Raw genomic sequence first — 23050 nt, 5'->3', positions numbered from 1 at the left:
TGCAGCGACCAGATATGCAGAGGGATGGGTGATTTATTCAGTTGCCAAACCCGCTGGAGTATTGAGATAATTTTCAGTCTGACTCTCGCAATATCTTATGAGGTTTCAGTTCATGTCCTGCGGCGCTCTCTGAGCGAAGCGGGTTTATCATTAACGAATAGTCTTAGTAGTACCGAAAAAATGGCAGAGAAACGCAATATCTTTCTGGTTGGGCCTATGGGTGCCGGAAAAAGCACTATTGGGCGCCAGTTAGCTCAACAACTCAATATGGAATTTTACGATTCCGATCAAGAGATTGAGAAACGAACCGGAGCTGATGTGGGCTGGGTTTTCGATTTAGAAGGCGAAGAAGGCTTCCGCGATCGCGAAGAAAAGGTCATCAATGAGTTGACCGAGAAACAGGGTATTGTGCTGGCTACTGGCGGCGGCTCTGTGAAATCCCGCGAAACGCGTAACCGTCTTTCCGCTCGTGGCGTTGTCGTTTATCTTGAAACGACCATCGAAAAGCAACTTGCACGCACGCAGCGTGATAAAAAACGCCCGTTGCTGCACGTTGAAACACCGCCGCGTGAAGTTCTGGAAGCGTTGGCCAATGAACGCAATCCGCTGTATGAAGAGATTGCCGACGTGACCATTCGTACTGATGATCAAAGCGCTAAAGTGGTCGCAAACCAGATTATTCACATGCTGGAAAGCAACTAATTCTGGCTTTATATACACTCGTCTGCGGGTACAGTAATTAAGGTGGATGTCGCGTTATGGAGAGGATTGTCGTTACTCTCGGGGAACGTAGTTACCCAATTACCATCGCATCTGGTTTGTTTAATGAACCAGCTTCATTCTTACCGCTGAAATCGGGCGAGCAGGTCATGTTGGTTACCAACGAAACCCTGGCTCCTCTGTATCTCGATAAGGTCCGCGGCGTACTTGAACAGGCGGGTGTTAACGTCGATAGCGTTATCCTCCCTGACGGCGAGCAGTATAAAAGCCTGGCTGTACTCGATACCGTTTTTACGGCGTTGTTACAAAAGCCGCATGGTCGCGATACTACGCTGGTGGCGCTTGGCGGCGGCGTAGTGGGCGATCTGACCGGCTTTGCGGCGGCGAGTTATCAGCGCGGTGTACGTTTCATTCAAGTCCCGACGACGTTACTGTCGCAGGTCGATTCCTCCGTTGGCGGCAAAACTGCGGTTAACCATCCCCTCGGTAAAAACATGATTGGCGCGTTCTACCAGCCAGCTTCAGTGGTGGTGGATCTCGACTGTCTGAAAACGCTTCCCCCGCGTGAGTTAGCGTCGGGACTGGCAGAAGTCATCAAATACGGCATTATTCTTGACGGTGCGTTTTTTAACTGGCTGGAAGAGAATCTGGATGCGTTGTTGCGTCTGGACGGTCCGGCAATGGCGTACTGTATTCGCCGTTGTTGTGAACTGAAGGCAGAAGTTGTCGCCGCCGACGAGCGCGAAACCGGGTTACGTGCTTTACTGAATCTGGGACACACCTTTGGTCATGCCATTGAAGCTGAAATGGGGTATGGCAATTGGTTACACGGTGAAGCGGTTGCTGCGGGTATGGTGATGGCGGCGCGGACGTCGGAACGTCTCGGGCAGTTTAGTTCTGCCGAAACGCAGCGTATTATAACCCTGCTCACGCGGGCTGGGTTACCGGTCAATGGGCCGCGCGAAATGTCCGCGCAGGCGTATTTACCGCATATGCTGCGTGACAAGAAAGTCCTTGCGGGAGAGATGCGCTTAATTCTTCCGTTGGCAATTGGTAAGAGTGAAGTTCGCAGCGGCGTTTCGCACGAGCTTGTTCTTAACGCCATTGCCGATTGTCAATCAGCGTAACAACAAGAAAGGTCAGGCCGCTTATCAAGCGGTCTATTAGCTTCAGGTTAATTGCAACGTGGTAAGCATTAACCTTTTAGTGGGGTGTTAAATGGATGAATTCAAACCAGAAGACGAGCTGAAACCCGATCCCAGCGATCGTCGTACTGGTCGTTCTCGTCAATCTTCTGAACGTTCTGAGCGTACTGAACGTGGCGAACCGCAGATCAATTTTGATGATATTGAACTTGATGACACTGACGATCGCCGTCCGACTCGTGCGCAAAAAGAGCGCAATGAGGAACCGGAAATCGAAGAAGAAATTGACGAATCCGAAGATGAAACCGTGGATGAAGAGCGCGTAGAGCGTCGCCCGCGTAAGCGCAAAAAAGCAGCCAGTAAACCCGCTTCTCGTCAGTATATGATGATGGGCGTCGGCATTCTGGTTCTCCTGCTGTTGATCATCGGTATCGGTTCTGCGCTAAAAGCCCCCTCGACCTCTTCCAGCGATCAAACCGCGTCTGGCGAGAAGAGTATTGATCTTGCTGGCAATGCGACCGATCAGGCGAATGGCGTGCAGCCAGCGCCGGGAACCACGTCTGCGGAAAATACTCAGCAGGATGTTTCTCTGCCGCCGATCTCTTCTACGCCGACTCAAGGGCAAACCCCGGCGGCAACGGATGGTCAACAACGTGTTGAAGTGCAGGGTGACCTGAACAATGCGCTGACCCAGCCACAAAATCAGCAACAGTTGAATAATGTGGCGGTCAATTCCACGTTGCCGACTGAACCCGCGACGGTCGCGCCTGTTCGCAATGGCAATGCATCGCGTGACACGGCGAAAACGCAAACCGCTGAACGTCCGGCCACTACGCGTCCAGCTCGCCAGCAGGCGGTGATTGAACCGAAAAAACCGCAAGCAACCGTGAAAACGGAACCGAAGCCGGTAGCACAGACGCCGAAGCGTACTGAACCAGCTGCTCCTGTGGCGAGCACGAAGGCACCGGCTGCGACCTCTACGTCAGCACCAAAAGAGACCGCAACTACGGCTCCAGTACAGACGGCATCCCCGGCGCAAACCACGGCAACACCAGCCGCTGGAGGGAAGACCGCAGGTAATGTTGGTTCGTTGAAATCGGCACCGTCCAGCCATTACACTTTGCAGCTGAGCAGTTCCTCTAACTACGACAACCTGAACGGTTGGGCGAAGAAAGAGAATCTGAAAAACTACGTTGTCTATGAAACGACGCGTAATGGTCAGCCGTGGTATGTCCTGGTTTCTGGCGTGTACGCTTCGAAAGAAGAGGCGAAAAAAGCGGTATCTACATTGCCAGCAGATGTCCAGGCCAAAAACCCGTGGGCGAAACCGCTGCGTCAGGTACAGGCCGATCTGAAGTAATCAAGGTTATCTCCCGCAATGGTTTATCATCGCGGGAGTTGCCTGAAGCGCTGGATGCTGTCGGAGCTTTCTCCACAGCCGGAGAAGGTGTAATTAGTTAGTCAGCATGAAGAAAAATCGCGCTTTTTTGAAGTGGGCAGGGGGCAAGTATCCCCTGCTTGATGATATTAAACGGCATTTGCCCAAGGGCGAATGTCTGGTTGAGCCTTTTGTAGGTGCCGGGTCGGTGTTTCTCAACACCGACTTTTCTCGTTATATCCTTGCCGATATCAATAGCGACCTGATCAGTCTCTATAACATTGTGAAGATGCGTACTGATGAGTACGTACAGGCCGCACGCGAGCTGTTTGTTCCCGAAACAAATTGCGCCGAGGTTTACTATCAGTTCCGCGAAGAGTTCAACAAAAGCCAGGATCCGTTCCGTCGGGCGGTACTGTTTTTATATTTGAACCGCTACGGTTACAACGGCCTGTGTCGTTACAATCTGCGCGGTGAGTTTAACGTGCCGTTTGGCCGCTACAAAAAACCCTATTTCCCGGAAGCAGAGTTGTATCACTTCGCTGAAAAAGCGCAGAATGCCTTTTTCTATTGTGAGTCTTACGCCGATAGCATGGCGCGCGCAGATGATGCATCCGTCGTCTATTGCGATCCGCCTTATGCGCCGCTGTCTGCGACCGCCAACTTTACGGCGTATCACACAAACAGTTTTACGCTTGAACAACAAGCGCATCTGGCGGAGATCGCCGAAGGTCTGGTTGAGCGCCATATTCCAGTGCTGATCTCCAATCACGATACGATGTTAACGCGTGAGTGGTATCAGCGCGCAAAATTGCATGTCGTCAAAGTTCGACGCAGTATAAGCAGCAACGGCGGCACACGTAAAAAGGTGGACGAACTGCTGGCTTTGTACAAACCAGGAGTCGTTTCACCCGCGAAAAAATAATTCTCAAGGAGAAGCGGATGAAACAGTATTTGATTGCCCCCTCAATTCTGTCGGCTGATTTTGCCCGCCTGGGTGAAGATACCGCAAAAGCCCTGGCAGCTGGCGCTGATGTCGTGCATTTTGACGTCATGGATAACCACTATGTTCCCAATCTGACGATTGGGCCAATGGTGCTGAAATCTCTGCGTAATTATGGCATTACTGCCCCTATTGATGTGCATCTGATGGTGAAACCGGTCGATCGCATTGTGCCAGATTTCGCTGCCGCTGGTGCCAGCATCATAACCTTTCATCCAGAAGCCTCCGAGCATGTTGACCGCACGCTGCAACTGATTAAAGAAAATGGCTGTAAAGCGGGGCTGGTATTTAACCCGGCGACACCGCTGAGCTATCTGGATTACGTGATGGATAAGCTGGATGTGATCCTGCTGATGTCCGTCAACCCTGGTTTCGGCGGTCAGTCTTTCATTCCTCAAACACTGGATAAACTGCGCGAAGTACGTCGTCGTATCGACGAGTCTGGCTTCGACATTCGACTGGAAGTGGACGGCGGCGTGAAGGTGAACAACATTGGCGAAATCGCTGCGGCAGGTGCCGATATGTTCGTCGCTGGTTCGGCCATTTTCGATCAGCCAGACTACAAAAAGGTCATTGATGAAATGCGCAGTGAACTGGCAAAGGTAAGTCATGAATAAGTTTGAAGATATTCGCGGCGTCGCTTTTGATCTCGATGGTACGCTGGTGGACAGTGCTCCTGGTCTGGCTGCTGCGGTAGATATGGCGCTGTATGCGCTGGAGTTGCCCGTCGCAGGTGAAGAGCGTGTTATTACCTGGATTGGTAATGGCGCAGATGTTCTGATGGAGCGTGCATTGACCTGGGCGCGTCAGGAACGTGCGACTCTGCGTAAAACAATGGGTAAACCGCCCGTTGATGACGACATTCCGGCAGAAGAACAGGTACGTATTCTGCGGAAACTGTTCGATCGCTACTATGGCGAGGTTGCCGAAGAGGGGACGTTTTTGTTCCCGCACGTTGCCGATACGCTTGGCGCATTGCAGGCAAAAGGCCTGCCGCTAGGTCTGGTCACCAACAAACCGACGCCGTTCGTCGCGCCACTGCTCGAAGCCTTAGATATCGCAAAATACTTTAGCGTGGTCATTGGCGGCGATGATGTGCAAAACAAAAAACCGCATCCGGACCCACTGTTACTGGTGGCTGAGCGGATGGGCATTGCCCCACAACAGATGCTGTTTGTTGGCGACTCACGCAATGATATTCAGGCAGCAAAAGCAGCTGGTTGCCCTTCTGTTGGTTTAACCTATGGATATAACTACGGCGAGGCTATCGATCTTAGCCAGCCTGATGTAATTTATCAGTCTATCAATGACCTTCTGCCCGCACTAGGGCTTCCGCATAGCGAAAATCAGGAATCGAAAAATGACTAAGCCCATCGTTTTTAGTGGCGCACAGCCCTCAGGTGAATTGACCATTGGTAACTACATGGGTGCGCTGCGTCAGTGGGTAAACATGCAGGATGACTACCATTGCATTTACTGTATCGTTGACCAACATGCGATCACCGTGCGCCAGGATGCACAGAAGCTGCGTAAAGCAACACTGGATACGCTGGCGTTGTATCTGGCTTGTGGTATCGATCCTGAGAAAAGCACCATTTTTGTTCAGTCCCACGTGCCGGAACATGCGCAGTTAGGCTGGGCACTGAACTGCTATACCTACTTCGGCGAACTGAGCCGTATGACCCAGTTTAAAGACAAATCTGCGCGTTATGCCGAGAATATCAATGCTGGTCTGTTTGATTATCCGGTGCTGATGGCGGCGGATATTCTACTGTATCAAACCAACCTGGTGCCGGTGGGTGAAGACCAGAAACAGCACCTGGAACTGAGCCGCGATATCGCCCAGCGTTTCAACGCGCTGTATGGCGATATTTTTAAAGTGCCGGAACCGTTTATTCCGAAATCCGGCGCGCGCGTAATGTCGCTGCTGGAGCCGACCAAGAAGATGTCCAAGTCTGACGATAATCGCAATAACGTTATCGGCCTGCTGGAAGATCCGAAATCGGTCGTGAAGAAAATCAAACGCGCGGTCACTGACTCCGACGAGCCGCCGGTAGTTCGCTATGATGTGCAGAATAAAGCGGGCGTTTCCAACCTGCTGGATATCCTTTCTGCGGTAACTGGCCAGAGTATCCCGGAACTGGAAAAACAGTTCGAAGGCAAGATGTATGGTCATCTGAAAGGCGAAGTGGCTGATGCCGTTTCTGGTATGCTGACTGAATTGCAGGAACGTTATCACCGTTTCCGCAACGACGAAGCCTTCCTGCAACAGGTCATGAAAGACGGCGCAGAAAAAGCCAGTGCACACGCTTCCCGGACGCTGAAAGCGGTTTACGAAGCGATTGGTTTTGTGGCGAAGCCGTAATTTAACATTAATGCCAAAAACCGGGGAAACCCGGTTTTTTTATCCTCATTTGCAATAATCCGAAAAAATGTGAAGCGCCTCGCCGTTTCCACATCTCACAGTTGCCACTTATCTTCATTTTAATGAAGATATAAACATTCATTTTATTGAAAATATATTATGCGTCGAACGTTTATCAAAAAAGAAGGCGTCGTCATCACGACACTGGCCCGTTATTTGTTGGGTGAAAAATGCGGTAATCGACTGAAAACCATAGATGAACTGGCAACTGAATGCCATTCATCCGTTGGCCTGACGCAGGCCGCGTTGAAAACGCTGGAATCAAGCGGTGCGATACGAATTGAACGCCGCGGGCGCAATGGCAGTTATCTGGTGGAAATGGATAACAAAGCACTGCTGAGTCATGTGGATATCAACAACGTTGTGTGTGCCATGCCCTTGCCCTATACCCGCTTGTACGAAGGTTTAGCGAGTGGACTGAAAGCTCAGTTTGATGGCATTCCTTTTTATTATGCGCACATGCGCGGTGCGGATATTCGCGTGGAGTGTTTGCTTAACGGTGTCTATGACATGGCGGTGGTTTCCCGACTGGCGGCAGAAAGTTATCTCACGCAAAAAGGCTTATGCCTCGCGCTGGAGTTGGGGCCGCATACCTACGTTGGCGAGCACCAGTTGATTTGCCGTAAAGGCGAGTCCGCAAACGTGAAACGCGTGGGGCTGGATAACCGTTCGGCGGATCAGAAAATCATGACCGATGTCTTTTTTGGCAGTAGCGATGTAGAACGTGTCGATCTCTCTTATCACGAGAGTTTACAACGCATTGTTAAAGGCGATGTCGATGCGGTGATCTGGAACGTGGTAGCGGAGAGCGAACTGGCCATGCTGGGATTAGAAGCGATGCCACTGACGAACGATCTGCGATTTTTACAGGCTACTGAAGCCGTGATACTAACGCGTGCCGATGATTACCCAATGCAACAACTGCTGCGTGCAGTGGTTGATAAACAGGCCCTGCTTGCCCATCAACAACGAGTGGTGAGTGGGGAACAGGAACCCAGTTATTAAATGAAAGGCATCTGAAATGGAAACCAGACTCAACCTGCTTTGCGAGGCAGGCGTTATTGATAAGGACATCTGCAAAGGCATGATGCAGGTCGTCAAGGTACTGGAAACCGAATGCCATTTGCCAGTGCGCAGCGAGCAAGGAATGATGGCGATGACACATATGGCGAGCGCACTGATGCGCAGTCGCCGTGGTGAAGAAATAGAGCCGCTGGATAACGAATTGCTGGCAGAGCTGGCGCAATCCAGCCACTGGTCAGCCATTTTACAATTGCATCAGGTGTTGTTGAAGGAATTCGCACTGGAAGTTAACCCGTGTGAAGAAGGCTATTTGCTGGCCAACCTTTATGGATTATGGATGGCTGCTAACGAAGAGGTTTGAGGCTCCCGACAAATCCACGTCGCACAACCTAAATATTCAAAAAAATGAATATTTAATTCAAGGAACAGAAACGAGGCAACAAGATGTTTGTAGAAGCATTGAAACGCCAGAACCCGGCACTGATTTCCGCCGCACTAAGATTGTGGCAACAGGGCAAGATCGCCCCGGACAGTTGGGTAATCGACGTGGATCAGATACTGGAAAACGGTAAGCGGCTGATTGAGACGGCGCGGCTTTACGGCATTGAACTGTATCTGATGACCAAGCAGTTTGGTCGTAATCCGTGGCTGGCGGAAAAACTACTGGCATTGGGCTACAGCGGCATTGTGGCGGTGGATTACAAAGAGGCGCGAGTCATGCGCCGCGCCGGTTTGCCGGTGGCGCATCAGGGGCATCTGGTACAAATCCCTTGTCATCAGGTTTCTGACGCCGTTGAACAGGGCACCGACGTCATCACCGTGTTTACACTCGACAAAGCGCGGGAAGTTTCTGCCGCAGCGGTGACGGCCGGGCGGGTCCAGCCTGTGCTGCTCAAAGTTTATAGCGACGATGATTTTCTTTATCCGGGGCAGGAGAGCGGTTTTGCACAGCATTCGCTGCATGAGGTGGTTGCTGAAATCCAGAAACTACCGGGGTTACATTTAGCCGGATTAACCCATTTCCCTTGCCTGCTATGGGATGAGGCTGCCGGGAAAGTTTTGCCAACACCGAACCTCCAGACGCTGGTCAATGCTCGTAACCAACTTCTGAAGTCTGGAGTTGTACTTGAGCAATTAAACGCGCCTTCAGCGACCAGCTGCACTTCGCTGCCATTACTGGCGGAATACGGTGTGACTCATGCCGAACCCGGCCATGCACTGACGGGGACGATTCCGGCAAACCAGCAGGGCGACCAACCCGAACGTATCGCCATGCTTTGGCTGAGCGAAATTTCCCATCACTTCCGTGGCGACAGCTACTGCTACGGCGGCGGTTATTACCGTCGTGGTCACGCGCAACATGCGCTGGTGTTTACGCCAGAAAATCAAAAGATTACTGAAACCAATATCAAAACTGTGGATGACAGCAGTATCGACTACACCCTGCCGCTGGCAGGCGAGTATCCGGTGAGCAGTGCAGTGGTGCTCTGTTTTCGCACGCAGATTTTTGTCACCCGTAGCGATGTGGTGCTGGTGTCCGGTATTCACCGTGGCGAACCGGAAATCGTTGGTCGTTATGACAGTCTTGGAAGCTCTCTGGAGGCGTAATGGCGCGATTTGTGGTGTTAGTGATTGATAGCTTTGGCGTAGGCGCAATGAAAGATGTCACGTTGGTGCGCCCACAGGATGCCGGGGCGAATACCTGTGGTCACATCCTGAGCCAACTGCCGCATTTGCAGCTACCAACGCTGGAGAAGCTGGGGCTAATCAACGCATTAGGTTATGCGCCAGGCGATATGCAGCCGTCAGACTCCGCAACCTGGGGTGTGGCAGAGCTGCAACATGAAGGTGGCGATACCTTTATGGGGCATCAGGAAATTTTAGGCACGCGCCCGTTACCGCCGCTGCGGATGCCCTTTCGCGATGTGATTGACCGTGTTGAACAGGCATTAGTCACCGCTGGCTGGCGGGTTGAGCGCCGTGGCGAAGAGTTGCAATTTCTGTGGGTTAATCAGTCGGTTGCCATTGGCGATAACCTCGAGGCGGATTTAGGCCAGGTCTATAACATCACCGCCAATCTCTCTGCGATCTCTTTTGACGACGCAATCAAAATTGGTCGTATCGTGCGTGAGCAGGTACAGGCCGGTCGGGTCATTACATTTGGCGGCCTGTTAACTGACAGTCAGCGCATTCTCGATGCCGCAGAAAGCAAAGAAGGGCGCTTTATTGGCATCAATGCGCCGCGTTCTGGCGCTTATGACAATGGCTTCCAGGTCGTACATATGGGCTACGGCGTCGATGAAAAAGTGCAGGTGCCGCACCAACTGCATCAAGTGGGCGTGCCCACGGTGCTGGTGGGTAAGGTGGCAGATATTGTCAGCAATCCTTATGGCGTGAGCTGGCAAAACCTGGTGGATAGCCAGCGGATTATGGATGTCACCCTCGACGAATTTAACACGCATCCGACGGCGTTTATTTGCACCAATATCCAGGAAACCGACCTCGCTGGTCACGCAGAAGACGTCGCACGTTATGCTGAACGTTTGCAGGTCGTTGACCGTAACCTTGTCCGGCTTGTTGAGGCGATGCAGCCAGATGATTGCCTGGTCGTGATGGCGGATCACGGTAACGATCCGACCATTGGTCACAGCCACCATACCCGTGAAGTAGTGCCAGTGCTGGTTTATCAGCAAGGGCTGGTCCACACGCAACTCGGTGTGCGCACCACGCTTTCTGATGTGGGGGCTACCGTGTGTGAATTTTTCCGTGCGCCACCGCCACAAAATGGTCGCTCTTTTCTTTCCTCCCTCCGGTTTGCAGGAGACACCCTATGAGTTTTGATCCGACGGGCTTCACCCTCGCCCATGAGCATCTGCATATTGATCTCTCCGGCTTTAAAAACAACGTGGACTGCCGCCTTGATCAGTATGCGTTCATTTGCCAGGAGATGAACGACCTGATGGCACAGGGTGTGCGTAATGTGATTGAGATGACCAACCGTTACATGGGGCGCAATGCACAATTTATGCTCGATGTAATGCACGAGACGGGGATCAACGTGGTGGCCTGCACCGGTTATTACCAGGACGCGTTTTTCCCGCAACATGTGGCGACCCGCAGCGTGCAGGAACTGGCGCAGGAGATGGTCGATGAAATTGAACAGGGTATCGATGGCACGGAGCTGAAAGCCGGGATCATCGCGGAGATTGGCTCCAGCGAAGGAAAGATTACGCCGCTGGAAGAGAAAGTTTTTATTGCCGCCGCGCTGGCACATAACCAGACCGGACGCTCGATCTCCACGCATACGTCGTTCAGCACGATGGGGCTGGAGCAATTGGCTCTGTTGCAAGCCCACGGAGTTGATCTTTCGCGCGTCACCGTTGGTCACTGCGATCTGAAAGACAACCTCGACAACATTTTGAAGATGATCGATCTCGGCGCGTATGTGCAGTTCGACACCATCGGCAAGAACAGTTACTACCCGGACGAAAAGCGCATTGCGATGCTCCACGCGCTACGTGACCGTGGGTTGCTGAACCGCGTCATGCTGTCGATGGATATTACGCGCCGCTCTCATTTAAAAGCCAACGGTGGTTATGGCTATGACTATTTATTAACCACCTTTATTCCGCAATTGCGCCAGTCAGGATTCAGTCAGGCCGATGTGGATGTGATGTTACGTGAAACTCCCTCTCAATTTTTCCAATAAGGACAGACTCATGAAAAAGATTGGTGTTGCAGGCTTACAGCGTGAGCAGATTAAAAAAACCATTGAAGCGACGGCTCCTGGCTGTTTTGAAGTTTTCATTCATAACGACATGGAAGCGGCGATGAAGGTGAAATCCGGGCAACTGGATTACTACATCGGCGCGTGTAATACCGGGGCGGGCGCGGCATTGTCGATTGCCATCGCGGTGATTGGCTATAACAAAAGTTGCACTATTGCCAAGCCGGGCATTAAAGCGAAAGACGAGCATATCGCCAAAATGATCGCCGAAGGGAAAGTGGCGTTTGGGCTTTCCGTTGAGCATGTCGAACACGCGATTCCGATGCTGATTAACCATCTGAAATAAAAGGCACGACTATGGATCTGTATATTCAGATTATCGTGGTGGCGTGCCTGACGGGTATGACATCGCTTCTGGCGCATCGCTCGGCAGCCGTTTTTCATGACGGTATCCGCCCGATCCTGCCGCAACTGATTGAAGGCTATATGAACCGTCGTGAGGCGGGGAGTATCGCTTTTGGTCTGAGCATTGGTTTTGTGGCCTCGGTGGGGATCTCTTTTACCCTGAAAACCGGGTTGCTCAACGCATGGTTACTCTTTCTTCCTACCGATATCCTCGGTGTCCTGGCGATAAACAGCCTGATGGCGTTTGGCCTTGGTGCACTCTGGGGCGTACTGATCCTCACCTGCCTGCTGCCGGTAAACCAGCTGCTGACCGCGCTACCGGTGGATGTATTAGGTAGTCTGGGGGAATTAAGCTCGCCAGTGGTTTCAGCTTTTGCACTGTTCCCGTTGGTGGCGATTTTCTACCAGTTTGGCTGGAAGCAAAGTCTGATCGCCGCCGTGGTAGTGTTGATGACCCGTGTGGTGGTAGTGCGCTATTTCCCGCATCTCAATCCGGAATCCATCGAAATCTTTATTGGCATGGTGATGCTGCTGGGGATCGCGATAACTCACGACCTGCGTCATCGTGATGAAAATGACATCGATGCCAGCGGTATGTCGGTGTTTGAAGAACGTACGTCGAGGATTATCAAAAATTTACCCTATATCGCCATCGTAGGGGCGCTGATTGCCGCCGTTGCCAGCATGAAGATTTTTGCTGGTAGTGAAGTGTCGATCTTCACCCTGGAGAAAGCATATTCCGCAGGTGTAACGCCGGAACAATCACAAACGCTGATCAACCAGGCGGCGCTGGCGGAATTTATGCGCGGGCTGGGTTTTGTGCCGTTGATTGCCACCACCGCGTTAGCAACAGGTGTGTATGCAGTTGCGGGCTTTACCTTTGTTTATGCGGTGGGCTATCTCTCGCCGAATCCGATGATTGCAGCGGTATTAGGCGCAGTGGTTATTTCGGCGGAAGTCCTGTTACTTCGTTCGATCGGCAAATGGCTGGGACGCTATCCATCGGTACGTAACGCGTCGGATAACATCCGTAACGCCATGAATATGCTGATGGAAGTGGCGTTGCTGGTCGGTTCGATTTTCGCAGCAATTAAAATGGCGGGCTATACCGGATTCTCCATCGCGGTTGCCATTTACTTCCTCAACGAATCCCTGGGCCGTCCGGTACAGAAAATGGCGGCACCGGTCGTAGCAGTAATGATCACTGGCATCCTGCTGAATGTTCTTTACTGGCTTGGTCTGTTCGTTCCGGCTTAAAGAAGGCACCTATGAAGACGTTTCCTTTGCAAAGCCTGACGCTTATTGAAGCGCAGCAAAAGCAGTTTGCGTTGGTGGATACGATTTGCCGCCATTTTCCCGGCGCGGAGTTTCTTACCCGCGGGGATTTAGGCTTAACGCCGGGCCTGAATCAACCGCGCATTACTCAGCGTGTGGAGCAGGTGCTGGCTGATGCGTTTCATGCGCCAGCGGCGGCGCTGGTGCAGGGCGCGGGTACTGGAGCAATTCGCGTCGGGCTGGCAGCTTTGCTCAAATCGGGGCAGCGTCTTCTGGTGCATGACGCGCCTGTTTACCCGACGACTCAGGTCATTATTGAACAGATGGGGCTGACGCTTATTACTGCTGATTTTAATGACCTGTCGGCACTGAAGCAGGTCGTCGACGAGCAACAACCAGATGCCGCGATGGTGCAGCATACGCGCCAGCAGCCGCAGGACAGCTATGTACTGGCAGATGTGCTGGCAACGCTGCGCGCAGCAGGTGTTCCAGCCTTAACCGATGACAACTATGCGGTGATGAAGGTGGCGCGCATTGGCTGTGAATGCGGGGCGAATGTCTCGACATTTTCCTGCTTCAAGCTGTTTGGGCCAGAGGGTGTTGGCGCGGTGGTAGGCGATGCTGATGTTATTAACCGGATCCGCGCCACGCTCTATTCCGGCGGCAGTCAGATCCAGGGCGCACAGGCGCTGGAAGTATTGCGTGGTCTGGTGTTTGCGCCAGTGATGCACGCGGTGCAGGCGGGGGTATCTGAACGGTTGCTGGCCTTGCTCAACGGTGGCGCGGTGGCGGAAGTTAAAAGCGCCGTTATTGCTAATGCGCAGTCGAAGGTGTTGATTGTCGAGTTTCATCAGCCGATTGCCGCCAGAGTGCTGGAAGAGGCGCAAAAGCGCGGTGCCTTGCCTTACCCGGTGGGTGCAGAGTCGAAATATGAAATCCCGCCGCTCTTTTATCGACTTTCCGGAACGTTTCGTCAGGCGAATCCGCAATTAGAACATTGTGCAATTCGCATTAACCCGAATCGCAGCGGTGATGAGACGGTATTGCGGATTTTGCGCGAGAGTATTGCCAGCGTTTAATTCTGGGAACGATGTTTTCGCAGAGTATGGAGAAAAATACGCCCTCGGAAAATTCAGAGGGCGTTAGCTCATTAAACCGGCGTTAGCCGATTTCTGTCAGAGACTTACTGTGCAGTAGGACCGCAACCGCCAATGATTTTAGAAATAGAAATTGCCGGGTGCAGCAGGTAGTCGTAAGAGCAGTTCTTATCACGGTTTTCAATATGACCAGTACATGCAGTTAACGTAGCCAGTACTGCACCTACCAGTGCAACTTTAATAAATTTGTTCATTTACATTCCCTATGTATTATATATTGATTAATATTCATTGATTATATGAATATAAGCGGACTGCTCATAAAGAACGATACAGGAATATTTAATTGGCGTCAGTGAGTGAATGACTTAATTTTGTAAGTCGCTGTAACGGTGAATATAATCCATTAGCAAATGATATTTATTAAGAGGGTATGCTTTATTTGCTGAATATATAAAAAGAGTGATAAAGAGGGCCAGAATTATCTGGCCCGGGTAAAATTAATGGTTAGAGAACCAGTTCAATTTATCGCGCAGGCCAACGACCCGACCAATAATAATTAATGAGGGACTGTTCATTTGCTGCGCCAGCTCGCCCAGTTGCGTGAGCGTACCGTCAATCACGCGTTGCGTTACCGCCGTACCGTTTTCGACAATCGCCACCGGCATTTCGCAAGGCATTCCGTGTTCAATCAGTTTTTGCTGAATGGTCGCGGCCTGATTAAGCCCCATATAGAACACCAGCGTCTGTTTTTCGGCTGCCAGGTTTTCCCAGTCCAGCTCGCCACCGGTTTTTAAGTGTCCGGTAATTAAGCGTACGCTCTGAGCATAATCGCGATGCGTGAGCGGAATGCCCGAATAGGCAGAGCAACCAGAAGCTGCGGTAATACCTGGAACCACCGAGAACGGAATGCCTGCATTGCACAGTGTTTCCAGCTCTTCGCCACCACGGCCAAAAATAAACGGATCGCCGCCTTTCAGCCGCACCACGCGTTTGCCTTTTTGCGCTTCCCGCAGCAGGATCTGGTTAATCTCTTCCTGCGGTACGCAGTGATACCCCGCGCGTTTACCGACGAAGACACGATCCGCATCGCGGCGTACCAGATTCATAATATCGTCAGAAACCAGACGGTCGTAGACCACCACATCTGCCTGCTGAATTTGTTGCAGTCCTTTTAGTGTCAGCAGACCGGCATCGCCCGGACCTGCGCCAACCAGCACCACTTCACCGCGATGATCGAGCGGTTCATTGATTAACTGTTCGGTCGTTTCGGTAATGGCTTTCTGATCGTTGTTCGCCAGCGACTGCGCCAGGCGATCATTAACGAACAGTTTTTCCCAGAAACGGCGACGTTCACCCATCGTGGCGAACTGTTGTTTGACCCGACCGCGTAACTGCCCTGCATATTTTGCCACCTGGCCGAGATGCAGCGGCAGCAGTGATTCAAGTTTTTCGCGTAACAGTCGCGCCAGGACCGGAGAGGTACCGCCAGAGGAGACCGCGACCATGAGCGGTGAGCGGTCGATAATCGACGGCATAATAAAGCTGGCGGCTTTCGGCGCATCGACCACGTTACAGAAGATACGACGAGATTCGGCGGCTTCGCTGACGCGCTGATTAAGCGCGTCATCATCCGTCGCCGCAATTGCCAGCCAGCAGGTGTCGAGAAGGCTTTCATCAAATGGCCCTTCGACGAGGGTTAACATGCCTGCATCTGCCCATGCGGTGAACTGTGGAATAAACGCTAATGCATTCACCGTTAAGCGAGCACCTGCGTCTAACAGCAACCTTGCTTTGCGTTCCGCGACATCACCACCGCCGACAATCAAACAGTCGCGGTCGCGTAATTGGCAAAATATAGGCAAATGATCCACGTAAAAACCCCTTAATAATTAACCGGCAGCCGTTTCAGTTTGATTAAATTTGTCCGCAACCGGACGATTAGCTTTCGGCGTAGCATACCAATAACCCAATCCCATGAATACGGCACCCGATAAAGTATTACCCAGCGTCACCCACAGCAGGTTATGACCAATACCCGCCAGCGTGTAGGCTTCGCTGTGGTTGCCGAACCATGAGAGCGCGAACAGCGTCATGTTAGCGATGGAGTGCTCGTAACCGGACGCAATAAACGCCAGCAGACACCACCAGATTGCGATAAATTTCGCCGCGCCTTCAGTACGCAGTGCCATCCAGATTGCCAGACAAACCAGCCAGTTACACAATGCGCCTTTGAAGAACAGTACCATTGCCGGTGCAGTGGTCTTTGCCAGCGCGACGGAGTGAACAATACTGGTATCTACTGGCAAAAGGCTACCACCGCCCCAGCTATAAAGCATGGCAACAAAGACGGAACCGACCAGGTTACCCAGCCAGGTTTGCGGCAGGATTGCCCACATTTGCCCGTGGCTAATGGTGCCCGCTTTCACCCCAAAGGTGAGGAACATGGTGTGTCCAGTGAACAGTTCAGAACCGGCGATAATCACCAGCGTTAAGGCGATACCAAAGGTCGCGCCCATCACCAGAGGACGAACAGATGGATCGAGCAGGTTACCGAGCGTGAAAATCAGGATGATCCCCAGCCCCACATACGCGCCCGCCATCGCGGAGCTTACCCAGAAGCCGAGCGGGTTATTTGCCGACAGGCGTGCAATGCGCGCAGCGTTAGCCGCACACTTATTAATAGTGTCTGTAAACATTTGATTATCCTTTAAAAAATAAAAACAAAAAATAAAACAAAAAGTTTAAAAAATGTCCTGCAATATACTTAAGGTCATTACAGGACAATGCAAAAAGGGGAGGCATTGCGCCTCCCGTTAAAACAATTAACCGCGTAGCTGTACCACGCCGTCTTTCACTCGTGCCTCGTAATGCTTGACGGAAAACTGTTCATCTTCCATGCATAAACCGTCGCTTAAGCGAAAACGCTGTTTTTTCAGCGGACTGGCGACCCACAGCTCGCCCTGGTGTTCCGCAATCAGCCCGCGTGACAGCACGCTGGATTCGAAGAACGGATCGATGTTGCTGATCGCAAACACCTGGTCGCTGTGATACGGGCGGAAAATCGCTACCTGCTCGTCACCTAACAGCGCGCAGACGCCGGTTTCAGGCAGGATGTCATCAATTTTGCAGATGTCTTTCCACTGGCTCATGCGTTGTCCTCCACCAGAGTTACCGGGATACGTTCATACGGCGTTGCCGGACGGTGCTGTTCGCGCTCTGGCACCATCTGCACGTTCGGGTCACGCTTATCGCTGTTGATGAAGTGTTTGAAGCGAGTCTGCGCAGACGGCGTATTGACCGTTTCAGTCCACTCACACACTACCGCTTCACGCAGGCGCGCCATCTCTTCTTCCAGATGTGCGTTCAGCCCCAGCTTGTCGTCAATGATCACCGCTTTCAGGTAATCAATGCCGCCTTCGAGGTTTTCTAACCACGGTGCGGTACGCGTCAGTTTGTCGGCAGTACGGATGTAGAACATCATGAAGCGGTCAAGATATTTGATCAGCGTTTCGCGATCGATATCCGCTGCCAGCAGATCCGCATGACGCGGTTTCATGCCGCCGTTACCGCACACATACAGGTTCCAGCCTTTTTCAGTGGCGATAATACCCACATCTTTACCCTGAGCTTCTGAACATTCACGGGTACAGCCGGAGACACCGAACTTCATTTTGTGCGGCGTACGGATGCCTTTGTAGCGGTTTTCCAGTTCCACGCCGAGGCCGACGCTGTCGCCAACGCCGTAGCGGCACCAGGTGCTACCCACGCAGGTTTTCGCCATACGCAGTGCTTTCGCATACGCATGACCGGTTTCGAAACCTGCTTCAATCAGCTGACGCCAGATCTCCGGCAGATCGTCTTTCTGTGCGCCAAACATCGCCAGACGCTGGGAGCCGGTGATTTTGGTGTAGAGATTAAATTCACGCGCGATACGACCCACTGCCATCAGCCCTTCTGGGGTGATTTCACCACCCGGAGAACGCGGGATCACCGAGTAGGTGCCGTCTTTCTGGATGTTCGCGAGGAAGTTGTCGTTAGAATCCTGCAGCGGAGTATGTTCCGGCTTCAGAATGTATTCGTTCCAGCAGGAGGCCAGCAGCGAACCGACGGTCGGTTTACAAACCTCACAACCGTAGCCTTTACCGTGTTTCGCCAGCAGTTCTTCGAAGGTTTTAATGCCTTCAACGCGGATCAAATGGAACAGTTCCTGACGCGAATAAGCAAAGTGTTCGCACAGGTTATTGTTAACTTCGATACCCTGTTTTGCCAGTTCCGCGTTCAGTACCTGAGTGACCAGCGGGATACAGCCACCGCAGCCAGTACCCGCTTTGGTTTCGGCTTTCAGCGCCGCAACGGTGTGGCAGCCTTTGTTGATGGCAGCAATCAGATCGCCTTTGGTGACGTCGAAGCAGGAGCAGATTTGCGCGCTGTCCGGCAGTTTATCAACACCGATAGACGGCTTGCCGCTACCTGAGTGCGCCGGCAGGATCAGGGAATCCGGGTTTTCCGGCAGTTCGATTGCATTCAGCACCAGTTGCAGCAGGTTACCGTAGTCGCTGGTATCACCCACCAGTACTGCACCGAGCAGGGTTTTGTTGTCTTCGCTGACAATCAGGCGTTTGTAGATCTCTTTACTTTCGTCGAGGTAAACGTAGCTACGTGCGCCAGGCGTGCGACCGTGAGCATCACCAATACCGCCTACGTCTACGCCCAGCAGTTTCAGCTTGGCGCTAAGGTCAGCACCTTCAAAGGCGTTTTCGCTACCGAGAATATGGTCAACGGCGACCTGCGCCATTTTGTAGCCAGGAGCTACCAGACCAAATACACGGTTGTTCCAGCTTGCGCATTCACCGATGGCGTAGATATCTGGATCGGAAGTCTGGCAGGAATCATTTATGACGATACCCCCACGCGGAGCAACGTCCAGACCACACTGGGTTGCCAGCTTATCGCGCGGACGGATACCGGTAGAGAAGACGATAAAGTCGACTTCCAGTTCGCTGCCGTCGGCAAAACGCATGGTTTTACGCGCTTCGACACCTTCCTGCACAATCTCAAGAGTGTTTTTGCTGGTGTGAACGCGTACACCCATGCTTTCGATTTTGCGACGCAATTGCTCGCCGCCCATCTGATCAAGCTGTTCCGCCATCAGCATAGGGGCAAATTCGATAACGTGGGTTTCAATGCCTAAGTTTTTCAGCGCGCCAGCGGCTTCCAGACCTAACAGGCCGCCGCCAACAACGGCACCGCGCTTACTGCGACGGGCGCAGGATTCAATGGCGTTGAGGTCTTCAATGGTGCGATAGACAAAGCAGTCCTGAGTATCAGAACCTTTGATTGGCGGGATCCACGGATAGGAACCGGTCGCCATGATCAGCTTGTCATAAAAAACGGTACGTCCGGCGCTGGAGTGAATCACCTTCTCCTGACGGTTGATGGTGATAGCGCGTTCGCCGACCAGAACTTTGATACCGTGTTTCTCGTAGAAGCCTTCGCGCACCAGCGACAGCTCTTCGGCGGTGTGGTGAGAGAAGTAAGACGAGAGGTGTACGCGGTCATAAGCGATGCGCGGTTCTTCACAGAAAACGGTAATATCAAAGTTGGCCGCATCAGATTTATCAAGAAGATCTTCGATAAAGCGATGGCCGACCATACCGTTACCGATAATTGCGAGTCTGACTTTGCTCATTTTTGCCTCGATTTCTTTTCTATTACCGCTTACCTTAACGATTCAGCAACCCCGCTTATTGATGTAAATCAAATTCACCTTTATATACTCCTTAAGGGGTATATTGCTGATTTGTATAAATTTTCTTAAGTCACGGAATTGTCTGACATTTCATTCGTGTGCAAAAAATAGACAAAATGAAAGGGTTTATAGAAATAGACGTACGTAGCGGGGTAAGTGAGGAAAAGGCCGGACGACGATAGCGCCGCCCGGCATGAGCAATTAATGAGAGGTCAGGGTGTTATGCTGACGGTGACGGCTGACGAAACCTAACAGGAAGCACATCACAAAGACGACAGCGTACAGACCGTTTGCCGTCAGCAGCGCCGCCTTTGGACCGCTATGTTCAACAATCGGGCCGGTAACGACAAAGGTCAGCATGGTACCGATGGTCCCGCAGGTCAGGACAAAGTTAACCAGTTTTGGTGACGGTACTTTGGTTTTCTGTGAACCCAGGGTGATGATGGTGGTATAGATCGCGCTGGAGAAGAAGCCCAGGGCGAGAATTGACCACGCCATATGTGCCGGTGTTCCGGTGTTAAAGACGTACATCAGAATCGCAGCCAGACCGGCCAGTACGGTCAGAATACGTTGCAAATCAAAGAAGCGAAGAATAAAGCTGAACGCCCACATGCCGACCATATATGACATCCAGAAGTTACTCACCAGCGTACCTGCGTCGTTCAGGCTCATGCCCAGGCCTTTGGCATACTCTGGTACCCAGGAGATAAAACCTAACTGACCGAGGATGTAGCACAGCGCTGCAATTGAGAGAAACAGTACGCCGATGCCCCATTTTTCTTTCGCTACTGGAGCATCCGTTTTTGGCGCATGTTTGCCCAGTGCCGGAAACTCACAGCCGAAGGTCAGAATAAAAATAGCGACGTAAACCAGCCCGATGCAGGCATAAACCCAGTACCACTCAATGCTGCGCGCCAGCAGAAACGCGGCGATCATTGGGAAAATCATCCCTGCCATACTGAAGAAGGAGTCGGTAAATAACAGGCGAGAACCGCGCTGACGCCCTTCATACATTTGTGTTATCAGGAATGTACCAATCGACATGGTGATGCCGCTGACCACCCCGAGAATGAACATCGCTGCCGAGAAAAGCGCCAGGCTATGGCTGAACATCAAACCGGCAACCGCCAGCACCATCAGGAGAAAGCCAAAACGTAACTGCGTTTTCAACGGGACGATTTCCATCAGCCAGGCATTGAGGAAGATAGAGATTAAAATGCCAGCATTGAGGAAGGTGAAGGTGTTACTCATACTGGAAACAGGCAGATTGAAATAATCGGCGATATTTCCCATCACCATCCCGGTGACAATAACCAACGCACCCGTCAGTGCGTAGGAGAGAAAGCTAATCCATGTGAGCTTGATGCGATTGCTGTTAGTCATGATTGGCCTGCGTTCAAAAATAAAATGGCATAGCGGGATATGCCGCGAGCGGGCGATTTTAGGTGATTTTGTGATCTGTTTAAATGTTTTATTGCAATCGGTTGCTAAATTGCATTTTAAGGGTGATTTTGATCACGGAATAAAAAGTGATCGTCAGGTTACATATATTTCAGATACGTAAAATTAGGTAAAGGGATGGCCTTGTTCTTGAAGGCTATTTAGAATCTCTTCACTTGCTTTTTTTCTGCTCTGTTTGTTAAGGAAATCTCATGTTCAAATCGACCCTGGCGGCGATGGCTGCTGTTTTCGCTCTTTCTGCTCTTTCTCCCGCAGCAATGGCAGCGAAAGGGGACCCGCACGTATTGTTGACAACCTCAGCTGGTAACATCGAACTGGAGCTGGATAAACAAAAAGCGCCAGTATCTGTGCAAAACTTTGTCGATTATGTGAACAGCGGTTTTTATAACAACACCACCTTTCACCGCGTCATTCCTGGCTTTATGATTCAGGGCGGCGGTTTCACCGAGCAGATGCAGCAGAAAAAACCAAACCCGCCAATCAAAAATGAAGCCGATAACGGCCTGCGCAACACGCGTGGCACCATCGCGATGGCGCGTACCGCTGACAAAGACAGCGCCACCAGCCAGTTCTTTATCAACGTTGCCGATAACGCCTTCCTCGACCACGGTCAGCGTGATTTCGGTTACGCGGTATTTGGTAAAGTGGTGAAAGGCATGGACGTTGCCGATAAGATTTCCCAGGTGCCGACTCATGACGTTGGTCCGTACCAGAATGTGCCGTCAAAACCGGTAGTTATCCTTTCCGCTAAAGTCCTGCCGTAATGATTTCTCGCGCGGGCAATCTTGCCCGCGCTTCTGCTCTCCCGGCGTAACCCGGATTTGCCGCTTATACTTGTGGCAAATGGACACGTTCAGGGAGGCATCAAGTGAAGAAACTCACCGATAAGCAAAAGTCCCGTCTCTGGGAGCTTCAGCGTAATCGTAATTTCCAGGCCAGTCGCCGTCTTGAAGGCGTCGAGATGCCTTTAGTTACTCTTACTGCCGCAGAGGCTTTAGCGCGCCTTGAAGAGCTGAGGAGGCACTATGAGCGATAAATTCGGCGAAGGGCGCGATCCGTATCTTTATCCTGGCCTTGATATCATGCGTAACCGGCTGAACATCCGCCAGCAACAGCGGCTGGAACAGGCCGCTTACGAAATGACGGCGCTGCGTGCTGCGACCATTGAGCTTGGTCCGCTGGTGCGCGGTTTACCGCATTTGCGCACTCTCCATCGCCAGCTGTATCAGGATATTTTCGACTGGGCGGGGCAACTGCGTGAAGTTGATATTTATCAGGGCGATACGCCGTTCTGCCACTTTGCTTATATCGAAAAAGAGGGCAATGCCCTGATGCAGGATCTGGAGGAAGAAGGGTATCTGGTTGGCCTGGAGAAAACGAAGTTCGTCGAGCGGCTGGCACACTACTATTGTGAAATCAACGTCCTGCATCCCTTCCGGGCGGGAAGTGGTCTGGCACAGCGGATCTTCTTCGAGCAACTGGCGATTCATGCTGGTTATCAACTGAGCTGGCAGGGTATCGAAAAAGAGGCCTGGAATCAGGCAAATCAGAGTGGGGCAATGGGTGATCTCACTGCGCTGCAGACGATATTTAGCAAAGTGGTAAGCGAAGCCGGGGAATCTGAGTAAAATAGCGCGGT

At 51.9% G+C, this 23050-nt stretch carries 24 protein-coding genes; 18 read left to right on the top strand and 6 right to left on the bottom strand.

Annotation, left to right across the window (positions count from 1 at the left end; genetic code table 11):
* The first annotated feature begins 180 nt into the window (after window positions 1-180).
* The 15 genes from aroK to QUE34_RS20415 all read left to right on the top strand — a co-directional run bounded on the left by aroK (window position 181) and on the right by QUE34_RS20415 (window position 14180).
* Window positions 181-702 (top strand): shikimate kinase AroK, encoded by a 522-nt coding sequence (aroK, locus tag QUE34_RS20485; protein ID WP_000818618.1) that lies wholly within the window; start codon window positions 181-183, stop codon window positions 700-702.
* Window positions 703-758: 56 nt separating this feature from the next.
* On the top strand, window positions 759-1847 hold the full coding sequence (gene aroB, locus QUE34_RS20480) for a 3-dehydroquinate synthase (RefSeq protein WP_000439850.1): 1089 nt from the start codon (window positions 759-761) through the stop codon (window positions 1845-1847).
* Between the two features lie 91 nt (window positions 1848-1938).
* Entirely contained in the window at window positions 1939-3225 is a 1287-nt protein-coding gene (gene damX, locus QUE34_RS20475) for a cell division protein DamX (RefSeq protein WP_032303912.1), read from the top strand.
* Between the two features lie 106 nt (window positions 3226-3331).
* Complete coding sequence (gene dam / locus QUE34_RS20470; RefSeq protein WP_000742143.1) at window positions 3332-4168, top strand: adenine-specific DNA-methyltransferase; 837 nt, start codon at window positions 3332-3334, stop codon at window positions 4166-4168.
* A 17-nt stretch (window positions 4169-4185) separates the two neighbouring features.
* Window positions 4186-4863, top strand: a complete 678-nt coding sequence (rpe, locus tag QUE34_RS20465; RefSeq protein ID WP_000816280.1) for a ribulose-phosphate 3-epimerase — start codon at window positions 4186-4188, stop codon at window positions 4861-4863.
* Window positions 4856-5614, top strand: coding sequence for a phosphoglycolate phosphatase (gene gph / locus QUE34_RS20460; RefSeq protein ID WP_001031720.1), 759 nt, complete (start codon window positions 4856-4858; stop codon window positions 5612-5614). Before rpe ends, gph begins: the two co-directional genes overlap by 8 nt.
* Complete coding sequence (gene trpS, locus QUE34_RS20455; protein WP_000165543.1) at window positions 5607-6611, top strand: tryptophan--tRNA ligase; 1005 nt, start codon at window positions 5607-5609, stop codon at window positions 6609-6611. Before gph ends, trpS begins: the two co-directional genes overlap by 8 nt.
* 159 nt (window positions 6612-6770) lie before the next feature.
* Window positions 6771-7676, top strand: coding sequence for a GntR family transcriptional regulator YhfZ (gene yhfZ / locus QUE34_RS20450; protein ID WP_103253573.1), 906 nt, complete (start codon window positions 6771-6773; stop codon window positions 7674-7676).
* Between the two features lie 16 nt (window positions 7677-7692).
* Entirely contained in the window at window positions 7693-8055 is a 363-nt protein-coding gene (locus QUE34_RS20445; protein ID WP_000450045.1) for a hypothetical protein, read from the top strand.
* 83 nt (window positions 8056-8138) lie between these two features.
* A complete protein-coding gene (locus QUE34_RS20440; RefSeq protein WP_032303909.1) occupies window positions 8139-9302 on the top strand; it encodes a YhfX family PLP-dependent enzyme in 1164 nt (387 codons plus the stop codon).
* Entirely contained in the window at window positions 9302-10528 is a 1227-nt protein-coding gene (locus QUE34_RS20435) for a phosphopentomutase (protein WP_103253572.1), read from the top strand. The genes QUE34_RS20440 and QUE34_RS20435 overlap by 1 nt, the downstream gene beginning before the upstream one ends.
* Window positions 10525-11403, top strand: a complete 879-nt coding sequence (locus tag QUE34_RS20430; RefSeq protein WP_032303907.1) for a phosphotriesterase-related protein — start codon at window positions 10525-10527, stop codon at window positions 11401-11403. Before QUE34_RS20435 ends, QUE34_RS20430 begins: the two co-directional genes overlap by 4 nt.
* A gap of 10 nt (window positions 11404-11413) precedes the next feature.
* Complete coding sequence (locus tag QUE34_RS20425; RefSeq protein WP_000719728.1) at window positions 11414-11767, top strand: DUF2620 domain-containing protein; 354 nt, start codon at window positions 11414-11416, stop codon at window positions 11765-11767.
* 11 nt (window positions 11768-11778) lie between these two features.
* Complete coding sequence (locus tag QUE34_RS20420) at window positions 11779-13083, top strand: YhfT family protein (RefSeq protein WP_032303906.1); 1305 nt, start codon at window positions 11779-11781, stop codon at window positions 13081-13083.
* 11 nt (window positions 13084-13094) lie between these two features.
* Window positions 13095-14180, top strand: a complete 1086-nt coding sequence (locus QUE34_RS20415; RefSeq protein ID WP_286338871.1) for an aminotransferase class I/II-fold pyridoxal phosphate-dependent enzyme — start codon at window positions 13095-13097, stop codon at window positions 14178-14180.
* 104 nt (window positions 14181-14284) lie between these two features.
* On the opposite strand, the gene QUE34_RS20410 is transcribed toward QUE34_RS20415, so the two are convergent.
* The 6 genes from QUE34_RS20410 to tsgA form a co-directional block, all read right to left on the bottom strand.
* Entirely contained in the window at window positions 14285-14452 is a 168-nt protein-coding gene (locus QUE34_RS20410) for a YhfL family protein (protein WP_001031834.1), read from the bottom strand.
* 246 nt (window positions 14453-14698) lie between these two features.
* Window positions 14699-16072: a siroheme synthase CysG gene (cysG, locus tag QUE34_RS20405; RefSeq protein ID WP_032303904.1), complete on the bottom strand. Its 1374-nt coding sequence runs from the start codon at window positions 16070-16072 to the stop codon at window positions 14699-14701.
* Window positions 16073-16090: 18 nt separating this feature from the next.
* A complete protein-coding gene (nirC, locus tag QUE34_RS20400; protein WP_000493563.1) occupies window positions 16091-16897 on the bottom strand; it encodes a nitrite transporter NirC in 807 nt (268 codons plus the stop codon).
* Window positions 16898-17023: 126 nt separating this feature from the next.
* A complete protein-coding gene (gene nirD / locus QUE34_RS20395) occupies window positions 17024-17350 on the bottom strand; it encodes a nitrite reductase small subunit NirD (protein WP_000084764.1) in 327 nt (108 codons plus the stop codon).
* Window positions 17347-19890, bottom strand: a complete 2544-nt coding sequence (gene nirB, locus QUE34_RS20390; protein WP_000049213.1) for an NADPH-nitrite reductase large subunit — start codon at window positions 19888-19890, stop codon at window positions 17347-17349. The genes nirD and nirB overlap by 4 nt, the downstream gene beginning before the upstream one ends.
* A 261-nt stretch (window positions 19891-20151) precedes the next feature.
* The gene (gene tsgA / locus QUE34_RS20385; RefSeq protein WP_105268541.1) at window positions 20152-21333 is read right to left on the bottom strand and encodes an MFS transporter TsgA; all 1182 of its coding nucleotides are present in this window, start codon (window positions 21331-21333) and stop codon (window positions 20152-20154) included.
* A 269-nt stretch (window positions 21334-21602) separates the two neighbouring features.
* Between tsgA and ppiA the strand changes: the two genes are divergently transcribed.
* The 3 genes from ppiA (at window position 21603) to QUE34_RS20370 (ending at window position 23039) form a co-directional block, all read left to right on the top strand.
* The gene (gene ppiA, locus QUE34_RS20380; RefSeq protein WP_000477225.1) at window positions 21603-22175 is read left to right on the top strand and encodes a peptidylprolyl isomerase A; all 573 of its coding nucleotides are present in this window, start codon (window positions 21603-21605) and stop codon (window positions 22173-22175) included.
* Between the two features lie 104 nt (window positions 22176-22279).
* The gene (gene ficA / locus QUE34_RS20375; RefSeq protein ID WP_000736860.1) at window positions 22280-22447 is read left to right on the top strand and encodes a FicA/YhfG family antitoxin; all 168 of its coding nucleotides are present in this window, start codon (window positions 22280-22282) and stop codon (window positions 22445-22447) included.
* Window positions 22437-23039, top strand: coding sequence for a putative adenosine monophosphate-protein transferase Fic (locus QUE34_RS20370; protein WP_032303903.1), 603 nt, complete (start codon window positions 22437-22439; stop codon window positions 23037-23039). Before ficA ends, QUE34_RS20370 begins: the two co-directional genes overlap by 11 nt.
* Window positions 23040-23050: the final 11 nt, after the last annotated feature.

The sequence above is a fragment of the Escherichia sp. KS167_9B genome (assembly GCF_030295215.1).
In the GTDB taxonomy this organism is placed as follows: domain Bacteria; phylum Pseudomonadota; class Gammaproteobacteria; order Enterobacterales; family Enterobacteriaceae; genus Escherichia; species Escherichia coli_F.
Note: the sequence above shows the minus strand (reverse complement) of the source record. Positions and strands in the feature narration are given on the sequence as shown.